12 protein-coding genes are annotated in these 14,632 nt (G+C 68.2%); 5 read left to right on the plus strand and 7 right to left on the minus strand.

The window, feature by feature from the left end:
• Window positions 1-131 precede the first annotated feature (131 nt).
• Complete coding sequence (locus BLQ10_RS03720; RefSeq protein ID WP_091558523.1) at window positions 132-833, plus strand: tyrosine-protein phosphatase; 702 nt, start codon at window positions 132-134, stop codon at window positions 831-833.
• Between the two features lie 9 nt (window positions 834-842).
• Window positions 843-3,629, plus strand: a complete 2,787-nt coding sequence (locus tag BLQ10_RS03725) for a S1 family peptidase (protein ID WP_175558461.1) — start codon at window positions 843-845, stop codon at window positions 3,627-3,629.
• A gap of 160 nt (window positions 3,630-3,789) precedes the next feature.
• Here BLQ10_RS03725 and BLQ10_RS03730 read toward each other — a convergent pair whose 3' ends face one another.
• Window positions 3,790-4,992 (minus strand): globin domain-containing protein, encoded by a 1,203-nt coding sequence (locus BLQ10_RS03730; protein ID WP_091558525.1) that lies wholly within the window; start codon window positions 4,990-4,992, stop codon window positions 3,790-3,792.
• A gap of 257 nt (window positions 4,993-5,249) precedes the next feature.
• A complete protein-coding gene (locus tag BLQ10_RS03735) occupies window positions 5,250-5,666 on the minus strand; it encodes a PaaI family thioesterase (protein ID WP_091558527.1) in 417 nt (138 codons plus the stop codon).
• A 166-nt stretch (window positions 5,667-5,832) separates the two neighbouring features.
• Between BLQ10_RS03735 and paaZ the strand changes: the two genes are divergently transcribed.
• Window positions 5,833-7,935, plus strand: a complete 2,103-nt coding sequence (gene paaZ, locus BLQ10_RS03740) for a phenylacetic acid degradation bifunctional protein PaaZ (RefSeq protein WP_091558529.1) — start codon at window positions 5,833-5,835, stop codon at window positions 7,933-7,935.
• 176 nt (window positions 7,936-8,111) lie between these two features.
• A complete protein-coding gene (locus BLQ10_RS03745; protein WP_091558531.1) occupies window positions 8,112-8,519 on the plus strand; it encodes a VOC family protein in 408 nt (135 codons plus the stop codon).
• Between the two features lie 108 nt (window positions 8,520-8,627).
• On the opposite strand, the gene BLQ10_RS03750 is transcribed toward BLQ10_RS03745, so the two are convergent.
• The 4 genes from BLQ10_RS03750 to BLQ10_RS03765 form a co-directional block, all read right to left on the minus strand.
• Window positions 8,628-9,470, minus strand: a complete 843-nt coding sequence (locus BLQ10_RS03750; RefSeq protein WP_091558532.1) for a DUF427 domain-containing protein — start codon at window positions 9,468-9,470, stop codon at window positions 8,628-8,630.
• Between the two features lie 103 nt (window positions 9,471-9,573).
• Window positions 9,574-10,179, minus strand: coding sequence for a TetR/AcrR family transcriptional regulator (locus tag BLQ10_RS03755; RefSeq protein WP_091558535.1), 606 nt, complete (start codon window positions 10,177-10,179; stop codon window positions 9,574-9,576).
• A gap of 31 nt (window positions 10,180-10,210) precedes the next feature.
• Window positions 10,211-11,539 carry a phenylacetate--CoA ligase PaaK gene (paaK, locus tag BLQ10_RS03760; RefSeq protein ID WP_091558538.1) on the minus strand — a complete coding sequence of 443 codons (1,329 nt, stop codon included), beginning with the start codon at window positions 11,537-11,539 and terminating at the stop codon, window positions 10,211-10,213.
• A 16-nt stretch (window positions 11,540-11,555) separates the two neighbouring features.
• The gene (locus tag BLQ10_RS03765) at window positions 11,556-12,101 is read right to left on the minus strand and encodes a hotdog fold thioesterase (protein WP_091558540.1); all 546 of its coding nucleotides are present in this window, start codon (window positions 12,099-12,101) and stop codon (window positions 11,556-11,558) included.
• A gap of 91 nt (window positions 12,102-12,192) precedes the next feature.
• On the opposite strand from BLQ10_RS03765, the gene pta reads away from it, so the two are divergent.
• Complete coding sequence (pta, locus tag BLQ10_RS03770; RefSeq protein ID WP_091558866.1) at window positions 12,193-14,304, plus strand: phosphate acetyltransferase; 2,112 nt, start codon at window positions 12,193-12,195, stop codon at window positions 14,302-14,304.
• Here the strand turns inward: pta and BLQ10_RS03775 are convergent, their stop codons facing one another.
• Window positions 14,305-14,568, minus strand: coding sequence for a hypothetical protein (locus BLQ10_RS03775; RefSeq protein WP_091558543.1), 264 nt, complete (start codon window positions 14,566-14,568; stop codon window positions 14,305-14,307).
• Window positions 14,569-14,632: the final 64 nt, after the last annotated feature.

The raw sequence follows: 14,632 nt of genomic DNA on the forward strand, positions 1-14,632 counted from the left end.
TGCGGCCACAGTACGCGAGGCCGTCCGCGCCGGACACGGTGGGCGCTACCTGTTTATCGGAGCGGGTACGCGGCATCGCTACCTTGATGTGCCGCTGTCCGGCTTGGCACCTCCTGTGGTTAGCTGGCGGGGTGGAAGAGCGGGGGAGGCCTCTTGGCTGGGACGGCGCGGTCAACGCATGGCATGTGGCCGGGGACGTGTTCCGGATGGGACGCCGGGAATGGCTAACCGAGGCCGGCTGGCGGCAGGCATACCGGCGTGGGATCCGAACCGTCATCGACCTCCGCAATGAAGCCGAAATCCGGTGCCGGGAGACGGACCCGCCGGTGAGGGCGGCGGCCCTGGCCGGCTTCGACGTCGTGCTGGCCCCCACCGAAGACCCGGGCAACAGCGAATTCCGCGAGCTCTGTGTGCCCTACCTGAACGACCCTGCCTGCTATGCCGACAACGCCAGGCTGTTCCCGCACCTGCTGGCGGGTGTCTTCAGAGCGGTGGCCGCCGCGGACGGCGGGGTGGTCATCCAGTGCTCCGCCGGGCGGGACCGGAGCGGCATGATCGCCGCCATGCTCCAGGACCTTGCCGGGCATAGCGACGAAGCCATTGTGCGCGGCTACGAGCGCTCCATGCGGGGCATCAACGAGCACCTCAGGCACGCGGCTGTCCCGCATCCGCACGAGCGTTTTCTGCCCGAGAACGTCCTGATGCCCCTGCTGGAATCCCGGGGCAAAAGCCTGCTGGAATTTGTCCGGTCCCTGAACACCGCGGACTACCTGTTCCGCCACGGTGTGACGCCTGCCGAGCTCGCGGCCATCCTGGCAAAGGTGGGCAGATAGGGTAGCGGAGTGAACACTCCGAAGTTCCAGCCGATGGTGCGGGCCGCCGCGGCCCTCGCGATTGCGCTTGCCGGCACCTTGCCTGCCGTTGCGTTGACCGCGGTCCCGGCGCTGGCTGAAACCGGCGCAGGCACACCGGCCCTGGCTGACTCGACGCCAACGCCGGCCCCTGCCGACTCGACTCCGGCACCGGCGTCGGCGCCGGTCTCGACGACGGCGGCGCCGTCTGACCCGCCTCTGGCTGATTCTTCTCCGGTCCCCTCCGCGACGCCAAGCAACGACGCCGGCCTCGCCGAGGCCGTGCAGCGGGACCTCGGCATGACCCTTGCGGAATTTGACGCCGCCGGTGCACTGGGGCGGCGCGCCGCCGACGCCGCGCCCTCCCTGCGGGCCCTCCCCGGCTATGTGGGGATCAGCCTCGCCGGCGGCAAGATCGCGGTTGAAGGCAGCGGCCCCGAGCTCCTGGCCCGCGTGGCCGAACTGAACCACGCCGGCCCGGACGACTTCGTGCTTGCCGCCCCTGCGGCCGCCGCCGTTGTCCCCTCGGCCGCGGAGCTCCTGGCCTCCAGCACCCAGCAACTCTTCGAGGCCTACGTCCGCGAGGTCGGGGCCGCTGGGCTGCAGGCCGTCACCTACACCAACGGCCACTTCGTGATCCGCACCGGCGGCACGAACACGGCGCAGTCCGTCCCCGGCTCTGACGCCGTTCCCGCTCCCGACGCCGTTCCCGCCTCCGGCTCTGATCCGCAGCCGGCGACAGCGCCGGGCACGAAGCCGAGGATGTCCGCGGCGGATTTCGTGGCCCGCTACGCCAACGTGGCCCTGGAACAAGGATCGCGGATCGCCACGGAAGAGGGCTTCTTTGGCGGCCAGGGGTACATCATTGACGGCCGCACCGTGTGTTCGGCCGGATTCGGGGCCTTCAGCCCCGCGGGCGAGCCCCTGGTCCTGACCGCCGGGCACTGCGCCGCCGACGGCGCCGCGAAACAGGCCCGGATTGAAGATCCCGCGGGCGCTCCGGCGGCCGGCGGGGCCGGTTCAGGCGCGGCCGCCGGGACCCTGGGAACATTCGGGTTCAGCCAGTTCGGCGGTCCGGACAATTCCGTAGTGGCGACGGACGGCACCAACGTCGGCACGGACATCGCCGTCCTCCGGGGCATCCGGAGCAGCTTGGACCTCCAGCCCGCCGTCACTCGGTGGGACAACCCCGCCGATCCGGGGCCGACGTCCGTAAAGATCGTGGGAACCGTGGCCCCATTCCGGGGCCAACCCGTGTGCCGGTCCGGCCGGAGCCTCGGCTGGTCGTGCGGGACCGTGGACTCGGTCGGCATCTGGGTCATAGCCGGACCGAACTCCCTGCCGCCGGACTACGACAACGATCTCCGGGCGCTGAACGGCTTCGACTCCAGCACGGTCAAGTCCCGCCCCGGAGATTCCGGCGGCCCGTGGATCAGCGGGAACTTCGCCGTCGGCATGCACACCGGGGCGGAAAGCGAAGGCGGCGTACAGACGCGGGCCATCGCGACCACGATCGAGGACGCCACCGGCCGGGTCCCAGGCGGTGTCCAGCTGCAGCTGTTCCTGACCAAGCCAACGCTCACGGCGGCCGCGAACGGAACCGTCACGGCCGGGGAGCCGATCACGGGGCACGTGGGTGCCGGTCCGGCCTCCGTGGTGGCTCCGCATTCCAAGGTCCGCATCACCGTCGTGGACGAGAAATCGGGCCAGAAACCAGGCCAGCCGTTGGAAGTGCCGATCGACGCGTCGGGAAAGTGGCAGTTCCCCGCCCCGTCCTCGGCCGGGCAGTTCAAGTTCTCGGCTGAAACGGTGAACGGATTCAGCCGCTCCGGGGCAGTCTCCATGTCCATCGACGTATCCCGCCTCCCGGCTCCGGCGATCACCTCTCCGCTGGAAGGCCCGGCGCTCACAGCCATCGAAACGATCGAGGGCACCGGAGAAGCCGGCCGCACGGTGCGGCTCTCCGGCGACTTCACCGGGACCGGGCTGGTCGCCGCAGACGGGCACTGGAGCATCAAGGTGGCCCATCAGCCGGTCTTCGGAAAAATTTCGGTCACGGCGGTGCTCACGGCTCCCGGACAGTCGGACGGTCCCTCGGTGACCCGCACTTACACTGTCACTCCACCGGTTCCGGCCGTCTCGAACCTCCGGGATGGCAGACACCTGCGCCGGGACGCCCTGCCCGCCGGCATCTCCGGCACCGCCATTGATGGCGCCGAGGTGACCGCGGCGGTGGACGGGGTGGTCATTGGATCAGTCCGGGCAGGTTCCGGCGGTGCCGGGGCGCGGGCCGCGCTGCAGCCGCAGGTTCCGCTGAACCTGGCCGGCGCCGCCCGGTGGAGCGTCCCGTTCCCCGCGGGGCTGGCCGCCGGAGCGCACACCCTGACAGTTACCCAAGCCATTGACGGTGTCGCTTCGCTTCCGGCCGCCGTGGCGTTCACTGTCGACGCCGCGCCTGTTTCCGCGGGCACCCCGCACGGGACCCCGGACCCGAGCCAGCCGGCCCCCAACCAGCCGGCCAGCCAGCCTGCGGCCAGCCAGCCAGCAGCCAACGGCCAGGCAAGCCCGGCGCAGGCTCCCGTCCCGCCGTCGGACACCTCCGTCACCGTAAGTGTCGGCCCGTCGGGCAGTGCGGGGCAGTTGGCCAACACAGGAGCCGGCGGCCTGTTGGCCAACACAGGAGCCGGCGGCCTGTTGACCGCCGCCGGTCTCGGTGCGGGTGCCCTGCTGCTCGGCGCGGCCTTCGTGGCCTTCGGCCGGCGCCGGACGGGCCGCTAGCCGGCGGACGGCGGCCTCGGCGGAGGCGGTCCAGGCCCGGGCTCGCCGGAACGCTGCGGGGTCGCCGTACGGTTACGGCGACCCCACAGGTTTCCGGCGACCTCGATGGTTTCGCCCGGTCAGGCCTTGCAGTCCGGAGGCATACCGGCTGCCGCGGCGGCTACTGGAAGTCCGCCAGCCAAAGGTCCGGGCCGAACACCTCATATTGGATGTCCCTGGCCGACACCCCGCGGGCCATCAGGGCGCTCCGGACTGACTTGAGGAAGGGCAGGGGGCCGCAAAGGTAGTACTCGGCGTCCTCGGGCAGGTCTACCGCGCTCACGTCCATAAATCCCGAGAACGCCGATTCGTCCCGCCCCTCCTCGGGGTTGAGGAACCACGTGTGAAGTGTCCCATCCGCAAGCTTCGTGAGATCTTCGCTGACCTGCGCCCGGAGAGGGAACGAAGCCGGGCTGTCGTCGGCATGCAACAGCATCACACTTCGTGGGGACCCGGATTTCACTAGGTGTGAGAGCATTCCGGCCATGGGAGTGATGCCGATTCCGGCGCTGGCCATGACCAGGGGCCGGTCGGTGTACTCCAGCACTACGTCGCCGAAAGGTGCTGAGAGGACCACCTCGTCGCCCACCTGGACATCGTTGTGGAGCAGGGTGGACATCTCGCCGTCGGGCGTCGGAAGTCCTTGGACCCTTTTGACGGCGAAATGCCGGTGCTGCCCGTCGTCGGCCTTGGTCAGGCTGTATTGCCGGGGCTGCTGCACGCCGTCGGGCATGGTCATCTTGATGGTCACGTACTGCCCGGGCAGGGACGGCTTGACGTCGCGTTCGTCGGTCCGTTCAACAACGAACGTCACGACGTCGGCTGTCTCCTGGATCCGCTGGGTCACCCGCCACGTCCGCCAGATGGTTTCGGGGGAGAGGTGCACGGCGTTGTACAGCCCGCGCTCCTTGTTCATGAGCAGGTTCGCCAGCAGCCAGTAGACCTCGTCCCAAGCGGCGGCAACCTCGGGAGTGACGGCATCGCCGAGTACATCCACGATCGCCCACATGAGGTGGTCGTGGACAACCTGGTACTGGTCCGGGCTCAGTCCCAGCGAGACGTGTTTGTGGGCCACCCGGGAGAGCAGATGGTCCGGCACCTGGTCCGGTTTCTCCACGAGCATGCTGGCGAATGCCGCGATGGAGCCAGCGAGGGCCTGCTGCTGGCGGCCGTCCGCCTGGTTTCCCCGGTTGAAGAGGCCGTCCAGCAGGTCCGGCCGCGCCTCGAACATATGTGTGTAGAAGCGCTTGGCGATTTCCTCGACGTGCTCGCCGACTACGGGAAGCGTTGCCTTGATGATAGGAAACGAGGTGTCTGAGAGCATGGTGGATCCCTTCCGGTGCAAGCGGTGATACCCAGCGGTGCCGGGCGACTCAGTACTTCCAAGCTAACAGCCGGGGCAGCGGGCCTTCCGGGTCGATCGGCCCTACATCACCAGGGGAGACCTGGTGTAGGCGGCCTCCCGGCCCGGGCTCGCCGGAAAGCTGCGTGTTCGCCGTACGGCTCCGGCGTCCCCGCAGGTCTCGGGCGAATCCGAGGGTTCGGGGCGGAACCGCGAACCGCGAACCGCGAACTCCGTAGTCAGGCCTTGCGGTCCACCAGCAGGTTGGTGATCCGCAGCGTACAGAGCCGCTGGCCGGCCTCGTTCGTGATCAGCACCTCGTGCGTGGTCAGGGTGCCGCCCAGATGGATGGGGGTTGCCGTGATCGTGATCAGCCCCTCGCGGGCCGATTTGTGGTGCGTGGCCGAGACGTCGACGCCCATCGCCGTTTTGCCCAGGGTGCTGGCGTGGATGACGGCGGCCCAGGAGCCCACGGCCTCGCCCACGGCGAGTGAGGCACCCCCGTGCAGGAGCCCGAACGACTGCCGGTTGCCCTCCACCGGCATGGTCGCCACCACGCGGTCCACGGACTCCTCGACGATCTTCACGCCCATCTTCTCGTCGAGTTCCCCGAGGGTGATCTTCCACAACTCGGTGCTGCCGGTCTCGGGCGTCATAGCGTCTCCTTTGTTGCCGGCCGGCCCTGGGCCCGGACGGTCGGTGCCGCCGCGGCTAGTGTGCGGCAGGCCTCATTCATGTACTCTAGATCATATTACCGAACGGACGGTCAGTAATGTTCCGGCCGTGTTGATCTTGCTCCCCCGTTGGAAGGACCCGTCAACGATGACCACCACAGCCGCACCCACAGTAGACACTGTCGAGATCGTTCCCAGCTTCATCCGGGGTTCCTGGTGGACTCCCGACGCCGCCTCCGCCGCCGGCGCAGCTCCAGTCCTGGACGCCAGCACCGGCGAGCTCTTGGCCAAGGTGAGCACCGAGGGGCTCGACCTCGCCGCCGTCGTGGACTACGGCCGCACCACCGGCCAGGCGGAACTTGGCACGCTGACCTTCCACCAGCGCGCGCTCAAGCTCAAGGAGCTGGCGCAGTACCTCAACGGCCGCCGCGAGGAGTTCTACGCGCTCTCGGCGCAGACCGGCGCCACCAAAATCGACTCGATGATCGACATCGACGGCGGGATCGGCGTCCTGTTCACCTTCGGATCCAAGGGCCGCCGCGAACTGCCCAACGCCCAGGTGGTGGTGGACGGCCCCATGGAGGTGCTGTCCCGCGACGGCTCGTTTGCCGGCGAGCACATCTACAGCCGCATCCCCGGCGTCGCGGTGCAGATCAATGCCTTCAACTTCCCCGTGTGGGGCATGCTGGAGAAGCTGGCCCCGGCTTTCCTCGCCGGCGTGCCCACCATCGTCAAGCCGGCCACCCCCACCGGGTACGTGGCCGCCGCCGTGGTCAAGGCGATCGACGAATCCGGCATCCTGCCCACGGGCTCCCTGCAGCTCATTTCCGGCTCCGTCCGCACCCTGCTGGACCACCTGGACTACCGGGACCTCGTGGCCTTCACCGGCTCGGCCTCGACCGCCAACACGCTCAAGTCCCACCCCAACGTGGTCACGGGCGGCGTCCGCTTCACCTCCGAGACCGACTCCCTCAATGCCGCGATTTTGGGCCCGGATGCCGTCAAGGGCACACCGGAATTCGACGCCTTCATCAAGTCCCTCGTCACCGAGATGACCGCCAAGGCCGGCCAGAAATGCACCTCGATCCGCCGCGCGATCGTGCCGCAGGAACTCGTCGCCGACGTCACCGCCGCCGTGGGGGACCGCATCCGCGAACGCGTGGTGCTCGGTGACCCCCGCGCCGAGGGCGTCACCATGGGCGCCCTGGCCTCCCTTGAGCAGCTCGCCGACGTGCGCGCCGCCGTCCAGTCCATGCTCGACGCCGGCGGGGAGCTTGCCTACGGCACGCTCGATGCGCCGCAGGTCACCAGCGCGGACGGAAGCGTCGGCGTCGTCGACGGCGGAGCCTTCATGTCCCCGGTCCTGCTGAGCTGGGCCGACCCGGAGGCTGAGGAGGTCCACTCGCTCGAGGCCTTCGGCCCGGTGTCCTCGGTGATCGGCTACACCGACCTGGCCGACGCCGTCCGCCTCGCCGCCCGCGGCGGCGGATCGCTCGTCGCCTCGGTCTGCACGAACGATCCCGCCGTGGCGCAGCAGCTGGTCACCGGTATCGCGGCCCACCACGGCCGCGTGCTCATGCTCAACCGCGAGGACGCCCGCAGCTCCACCGGGCACGGCTCCCCGGTCCCGCACCTGGTCCACGGCGGTCCCGGCCGCGCCGGCGGCGGCGAAGAGCTCGGCGGCATCCGCTCCGTCATGCACCACATGCAGCGCACCGCCATCCAGGGTTCGCCCAACATGCTTACCGCCGTCACCGGCGTCTGGCACACCGGTGCGGACCGCAACTTCACGCTCGAGACAGAGGGCCAGCACCCGTTCCGGAAATCCCTGGCCACGCTGCACATCGGCGACGCCATCCGCTCGGGGCTGCGCGAGGTCTCGCTGGAGGAAATCACCAAGTTCGCGAACTCCACCGGCGACACCTTCTACGCCCACACCAACCAGGAAGCCGCCGCGGCCAACCCGTTCTTCCCGGGCATCGTGGCGCACGGCTACCTCCTGCTCAGCTGGGCCGCCGGCCTGTTCGTGGAGCCCGCACCGGGCCCAGTCCTGGCCAACTACGGCCTGGAGAACCTTCGCTTCATCACCCCGGTGGCCGCGGGCGACTCCATCCGGGTGACCCTGACGGCCAAGAAGATCACCCCGCGCGAGACCGACGAGTACGGCGAGGTGGCCTGGGACGCCGTCCTGACCAACCAGAACGACGAAATCGTGGCGATCTACGACGTCCTGACCCTCGTCGAGAAGTAGTCCCTCCCGACGCTCCCTCGCGTCTTGCGGCTCCGGTGCGGACGCTCCCTCATGTTGTGGGTAGCGTCCGTTCTAGAGCTGCCGGAAGCGAGGGAGCATCGACTGTTCAGAGGCGCAAATCGCAGGCTCTTTCCACCCCGCTCCGGCGTAAAATTTTGCTCGTAGGAGGTGGCGAAATGACCCTAGTACTCAGTAAAGCCACAACAGTCCTGCCAGTCGATGATGCAGCGCGTGCCCGGCATTTCTACGCGGACACTTTGGGGCTCCCGCACCGTGGCGTGGCAGACGACGGAAGCGAAATGTTCGGCTCAGAAGGCGGCCCCATGCTGCAGCTGATGCCAGTCAAGGATGGAAAGCACTCAGAGCACACCACCCTGAGTTTCGAAGTCAGCGAGATCGAACGCACAGTCCACGACATGGAAGCCAAAGGCGTCATGTTCCAGGACTACGATGGCCCGGATCTCAAGACCGAAAACCACATTTGTACAACGGATTCAGAGAAGTGCGCCTGGTTCATGGACTCCGAGCACAATATTCTCTGCGTGCACGAGAACATCACCACGGCAGCTGATTACCAGCTCTGAGGTCCGGTCCAGCCCTGGAAATTCGGGGGGACAAAATCAGGGTGGACAGAAGCGCGGCGCTCCGGCTCAGCTGGGCGCCCCTTCTGTTGTCCGTAAACCGGGCGACGTTCAGTCGGGCCTCGTGGACCAGGGCGTTACGGGCCGGGGCTGAAGTACTCCGCCTACTGTCAGGTCCACCCTTTCGTTGAAGAAGCTCACCAGGCCGTGGATCTGGGCGGCGTCACGGAAGGGGTGGTCGTAGCTCCATGCAATGTTCCGGCCCCTTTCGGAGCCAGGGTACGTGTGATAGCTGGCTCTGCCCTTGTACGGGCAGACCGTGCGCTTGGGGCTCTCCTCCATGAGGTCCAGCCGCACGTCAGCAGGCGGAATGTAATACCGCACCGGGAGCATCGTCTCGTACAGCAACGCCGCACGGTTCGTGCTGGCCAGCGTGACGCCGTCGAGGGCGACTTCCACTGGCACGGAGGACGCGCGGATGTCCACACGGTGGAACGGATCCCGGGGGTGGCCGATGATCTCCTCGTCGTCCTCCAGCCAGTCAAAGCTGTCGAATTCCAGGACGACATAGCCAGCCAGGTCCGGATCGTCGGGCCGGAAGGCCGCCCGGGACGCCGCGGCTCCCGGAGCCACGACGTCGAGTTCCTCGCCGGGCGCGGTGTGCTTATGGAAGCTGGTCCTCGGGTCAAATCCGGGCGGGACGTCCTGGCGGATGATCGCGGCGTGTTCCTCCACAGCGGGGGCGGGCAGCGACGGCGGGACAAGTTCCGCATGCAGCTCGTTCTCCGGCACGGCGAAGACCGGCGTGATCCGGCGCGGCTCCCAGATCAGGTAGGCATTCAGGGTGTCCACGACGGTGTGGCCGGCAATACGTGCCCGGATCCGTTTGGCCGTCGGTTCGTAGCGCAGCTGCGGAAACGCTCCAAAGAGCACCCGGGAGAGTCGTGTGGCCATGCTCCAAGAGTGACCGCGGTGCCGCCGGGCGTCAATGTCCTCCCCGCGGTGCCGCCGGGCGTCAATGTCCTCCCAGCGGTGCGCACGCCGGGCGCAGCGGAGGCTAGTCGGGGACGTGGAGGCCGTGGAACGCCATGGTGATGACGTCGTCGGCCAGCTTTTCCGGGGACAGCGAGCCGCCTGGCTTGTACCACTCGACGATCGAGTTGATCGTGCCGAACAGCAGGCGGGTCACAGTGCGGGGATCGATGTCCTGGCGCAGCGAGCCCTCATCCCGGGCCTCGGAAATCAGGGCGGCGACCTTGTGGTCGAAGGTGCGGCGCCGTTCCAACGCGTCCCGCTCGATCTCCGTGTTCCCGCGCAGCCGCAGCAGCAGCGTGACGAACGGCAGGCGTGCCACCAGGACTGAGATGGTCTCACGGACCACGAATTCCAGCCGGGCATCGGCCGAGCCGGTCTGCGCCTCGGGCCGGTCCAGGATGGCCTCCAGGCCGCCGAGGGCGTGGTCCAGCGCGAGCTTGAGGAGATCGCCCTTGGACGGCACGTGGTGGTAGATCGCGGACTTCGAGATGCCCAGGTTCTCGGCGAGGATGCCCATCGAGGTGGCGTCGTAGCCGTGGCGGTTGAAGACGTCGACGGCGATCAGCAGGACGGATTGCTGGTCATAGCCGGGACGGCCGCGCTTGGTGGTGGTTGCTGTGCTGGGCATACTCGCTAGTTTCTCACGATCGGGTGGTCACTCAGCCTTTGGGGCGCATGTCATAGATCCGCCGCAGCTTGCCGTTGGACCGCTCCAGTGAGCCGGGCTCGACGACGTCGACCGTGCAGGAGGAGCCGACGTGGATCTTGATCTGCTGCTGAAGGACCTTGGCGGCGGCTGCGCTGCCCTCGGCCGTGACAGCGCCCCGGCGCTCGATCCTGACGGTGAGCTGGTCCATCCGCTGGCCCTCGGGGCGGGTCAGTTCCAGCTGGAAGTGCGGGCTCAGCTCGGGGATGCGCAGGGCGATTTCCTCGATCTGGGACGGGAACAGGTTCACGCCGCGCAGGATGATCATGTCGTCGCTGCGGCCGGTGATGCGGCCCATGCGCCGGTGCGCCGGACGCGCGGTGCCCGGCAGCAGCCGGGTGAGGTCCTTGGTGCGGTACCGGATGATCGGCAGTGCTTCCTTGGTGAGCGAGGTGAAGACCAGCTCGCCCGGTTCGCCGTCGGCCAGGACCACCGTGGGGTCGAAGGCGTCGATGATCTCGGGGCGGAAGTGGTCCTCCCAGATGTGGCTGCCGTCCTGGGTTTCCACGGCTTCGCCGGCGACGCCCGGGCCCATGACCTCGGAGAGGCCGTAGATGTCGCAGGCCTTGATGTTCATGGTGGTCTCGAGCTCGTGCCGCATTTCCTCAGTCCACGGCTCGGCGCCCAGAACCGCGTACTTCAGCGAGGTGGAAGCCGGGTCGATGCCCTGCTTCATCATGGCGTCGGCGATGGTCAGCAGGTACGTCGGGGTGGCCAGGATGGCGTCGGGCTTGAAGTCCTGGATGAGCGTGATCTGGCGCTCGGTCTGGCCGCCGGAGATCGGGATAACGGTGCAGCCGAGGGCCTCGGCGCCGGCGTGGGCGCCCATGCCGCCGGTGAACAGGCCGTAGCCGTAGGCGTTGTGCACCTTCATGCCCGGCCGGACGCCGGAGGCGCGCAGCGAGCGGGCCACGAGCTTGGCCCAGTCGGCGAGGTCCTTCTTTGTGTAGCCCACAACCGTGGCGCGGCCCGTGGTGCCGGAGCTGGCGTGGATCCGCGCGACCTCGTTCTGCGGCACGGCGAACATGCCGAACGGGTACTCGAGCCGGAGGTCTTCTTTCGTGGTGAAGGGGAACTTGCCGAGGTCGGAGAGCTCGCGCAGGTCCGTCGGGTGGACGCCGGCCTCGTCGAACTTGCGCTTGTACAGGGGGACGCGGTCGTAGGCATATGCCACCGTGTGCTGCAGGCGGCTGAGCTGGAGCGCCTCGAGTTCGTCGCGGGAGATTGTTTCCTCGCGGTCCAGGACAGCGTCAGTTGTGGCGGCGGCGGTTTCTTGGGTCATCTGTGGTTCCCTGTTTCTATTTCTTGGAGATGGTGCGGCTGCGGCCGCGGAACTCGGCGATGAGTTCCCACGCAGGTGCGTCGGCGGAGTCGGCGGGGAGTTCGCCCGGGACCGTGGCGGCGGGAACCGAGCCGGCGGGTGCCGATCCCGGCGCAGGCGCGCCCGCGCCGGGATCGGCGGCGTAGATCTGGACGTCGTAGAGGCCGCTGCGCCCGGTGCTGGCGCGGCGGTTGGCGACGGCGGTCAGGACCTGGCCGCGGAAGGCCGGCTTGAGGAAGTTGATGTCGACGCCGGAGGCCACGGTGATGGTGCCTGTGTCGATCCCGGCTTCGCCAGGTTTCGGGCTGGCCGGGTTGCAGGCCAGCGCGAAGGCTGTGTCGCCGAAGGCGAAGATCATTCCGCCGTGGGCCATGCCGAAGCCGTTGAGCATTTCCTGCCGGAGCGTCATCCGGATTGTGGCATGTCCGTCGTCCAGTGCGACAACTTCGATGCCCATCCATTCGGAGGCATAGTCGTCTTTCAGGATGGGGTGGGTGTCACCGGAAATCGTCATTTCAGCCATGCCTCGTTGCCTCCAGCTTTATTTACCGAATGTTCATTAGGTAATCCCATCCGGGTGCCTGCTGTCAAGGGGTGTAAGTATGCTGGGACACATGGCCAAAGGAATCTACGTCAGCGCGACCACCCCGGGCTCCGGCAAGTCCCTCATAGCCCTGGGGCTGGCGGACACGCTGCACCGGCACGCGGACCGCATCGGCTTCTTCAAGCCTGTGGTTCACGGCAACGACGCCGCGGCGGACCCGATGGTGGCGCTGATGAAGGCCCGGTTCGACCTTGACGATCAGCGCTGCCGCGGCGGCCTGACGTTTGCCGAAGTCCGCGGGCTGCTGGCCGAGGGAAACAGGGCCGAGATCGACGCCCGCTGCGTGGAGATCTTCGCCGAAATGTCCCGCCACTGCGACGTGGTGATTGTGGAGGGGACGGACCTCACCGGCCAGGATGCCGCCGTCGAATTCGACCTCAACGCACGCCTCGCGAACAACCTGGCCGCCTCCATCGTGGCCGTGGTGGGCGCGAAGGGGCGGACCGTGGCGGAGGCTGCCGACGCCGTCGAAGTTGCCCGCAAGGAACTGGCGGCGGAACGCTGCAGCCTCCTGGCCATCATGGTGAACCGCGCCGACCCGCAGGACGTGGACGGGATCGTCGCCGCCGTGAAGCCGGGTGCGTCCGGCCGCCCCGTGTACGTCTTCCCGGAGCTTGACGACATCGCCAGGCCCACCACCGGCGAGGTCGCTTCGGCCCTCGGGATCCGCCAGGTGGCCGGCCGGCAGGACATGGAACGCGACGTCCATTCCATCAAGGTGGCGGCGATGAATGTTGCCAACTTCCTGCACGTGCTCGACGACGGCGCCCTGGTGATCGTCCCAGGGGACCGTGCGGACGTGATGGTTGCGTGCCTCGCGTCATCGTTCTCGCCGGAGTTCCCGGTGCCGTCGGCGCTCATCCTCACCGGCGGCCTGGCCCCGGACCCCAACATCTACTCCCTGCTGGCACAGGCGCCGTTCCCTGTGTACGCGGCCCCGGGCGACACGTACACCACCGCCAAGCGGGTCTCCGAGGTGCGCAGCGAGATCTGGTCCGGGCACCGCCGCAAGGTGGCCTCCGCCCTGGGCCTGTGGGCCAAACGGGTGGACGAAACGGAGCTGCTGGAGCGCCTGCATCTGCCGCGCCCGGAACGGATGACGCCGCTGCGGTTCCTGCACGACCTCGTTGAGCGCGCCCGGCTGCAGCGCCGGCACATCGTCCTCCCGGAGGGGAACGACATGCGGATCCTGCGCGCCGCCGAAATTTTGCACCGGAGGGACGTCTGCGACCTCACCATCCTGGGCGACGAGTCGGCGGTCCGGGAGCTGGCGTCCACCCAGGGCATCGACCTCTCCGGCATGAACATCGTGGACCCCGCGACGTCGGAGCTTCGCCAGCAGTTTGCGGAGAAGTACGCGGAGCTGCGGGCGCACAAGGGCGTGGACCTCGCCCGGGCGCTGGAAGTCATGCTCGACGGCAGCTACTTCGGCACCATGATGGTGCAACTGGGAGTCGTGGACGGCATGGTCTCAGGCGCCGCTCACACCACCGCCCACACCATTCGTCCCGCATTGGAGTTCGTGAAGACGCGGGACGGCGTGAAGATCGTTTCCTCAGTGTTCCTGATGCTGATGCCGGACCGGGTGCTGGTCTACGGCGACTGCGCGGTCAATCCTGACCCGAACGCGGAGCAGCTGGCGGACATCGCGCTGGCCTCGGCCGAGACCGCCGCCCAGTTCGGCGTGGAGCCGCGCGTGGCCATGCTCTCCTATTCCACTGGCGGGTCCGGGACCGGGGAGGCAGTGGACAAAGTCCGGCAGGCCACCGACGTCGTCAAGGCCCGCCGCCCGGATCTCGCCGTCGAAGGCCCCATCCAGTACGACGCCGCCGTGGATGCCGCGATCGCGCAGTCCAAGATGCCCGGCTCGTCCGTCGCCGGGCAGGCCACCGTGTTCATCTTCCCGGACCTCAACACCGGCAACAACACCTACAAGGCCGTGCAGCAGTCCTCCGGGGCGGTCGCCGTCGGGCCCGTCCTGCAGGGGCTCCGCAAGCCGGTCAACGATCTCTCGCGCGGCTGCACCGTGGAGGACATCGTGAACACGGTGGCCATCACCGCCGTCCAAGCGCAGTCCGTGGAGCCCGCCACCGAGCCGGCACCCGCGGCTGCCCGTGCATAGTCAGCTGTTTTCCGGCTCCGCCAGACTGTCGGGATCTTCCTGCTTGGCGGGCTCATCGGCCAGGCCTGCCGGCGTGAGATCCAGGTCCTGCAGATTCTCGGGGGCCTCGGCGGCTTCTCCGACCTCGTCGGCCTTCGGGTTTCCCGTGTCGTCCAGGGCAGGGTTCGCGCCTACGACGCCGGTGGGATCCGGCTTACCGGAACCGCTGGCCGGCTCGGTGCCCTCTGGCTGGGCGGTCTTTGGCTGGGTCGCGTCGTCAGTCATGGAGATCCCTTCGTGAGTTGTCTAGTTGGTCAGCCGACTCTAGGCGCCCGGCCCGGCTTTCGCA

The organism is Arthrobacter sp. ok362, from assembly GCF_900102785.1.
Classification (GTDB): domain Bacteria; phylum Actinomycetota; class Actinomycetes; order Actinomycetales; family Micrococcaceae; genus Arthrobacter.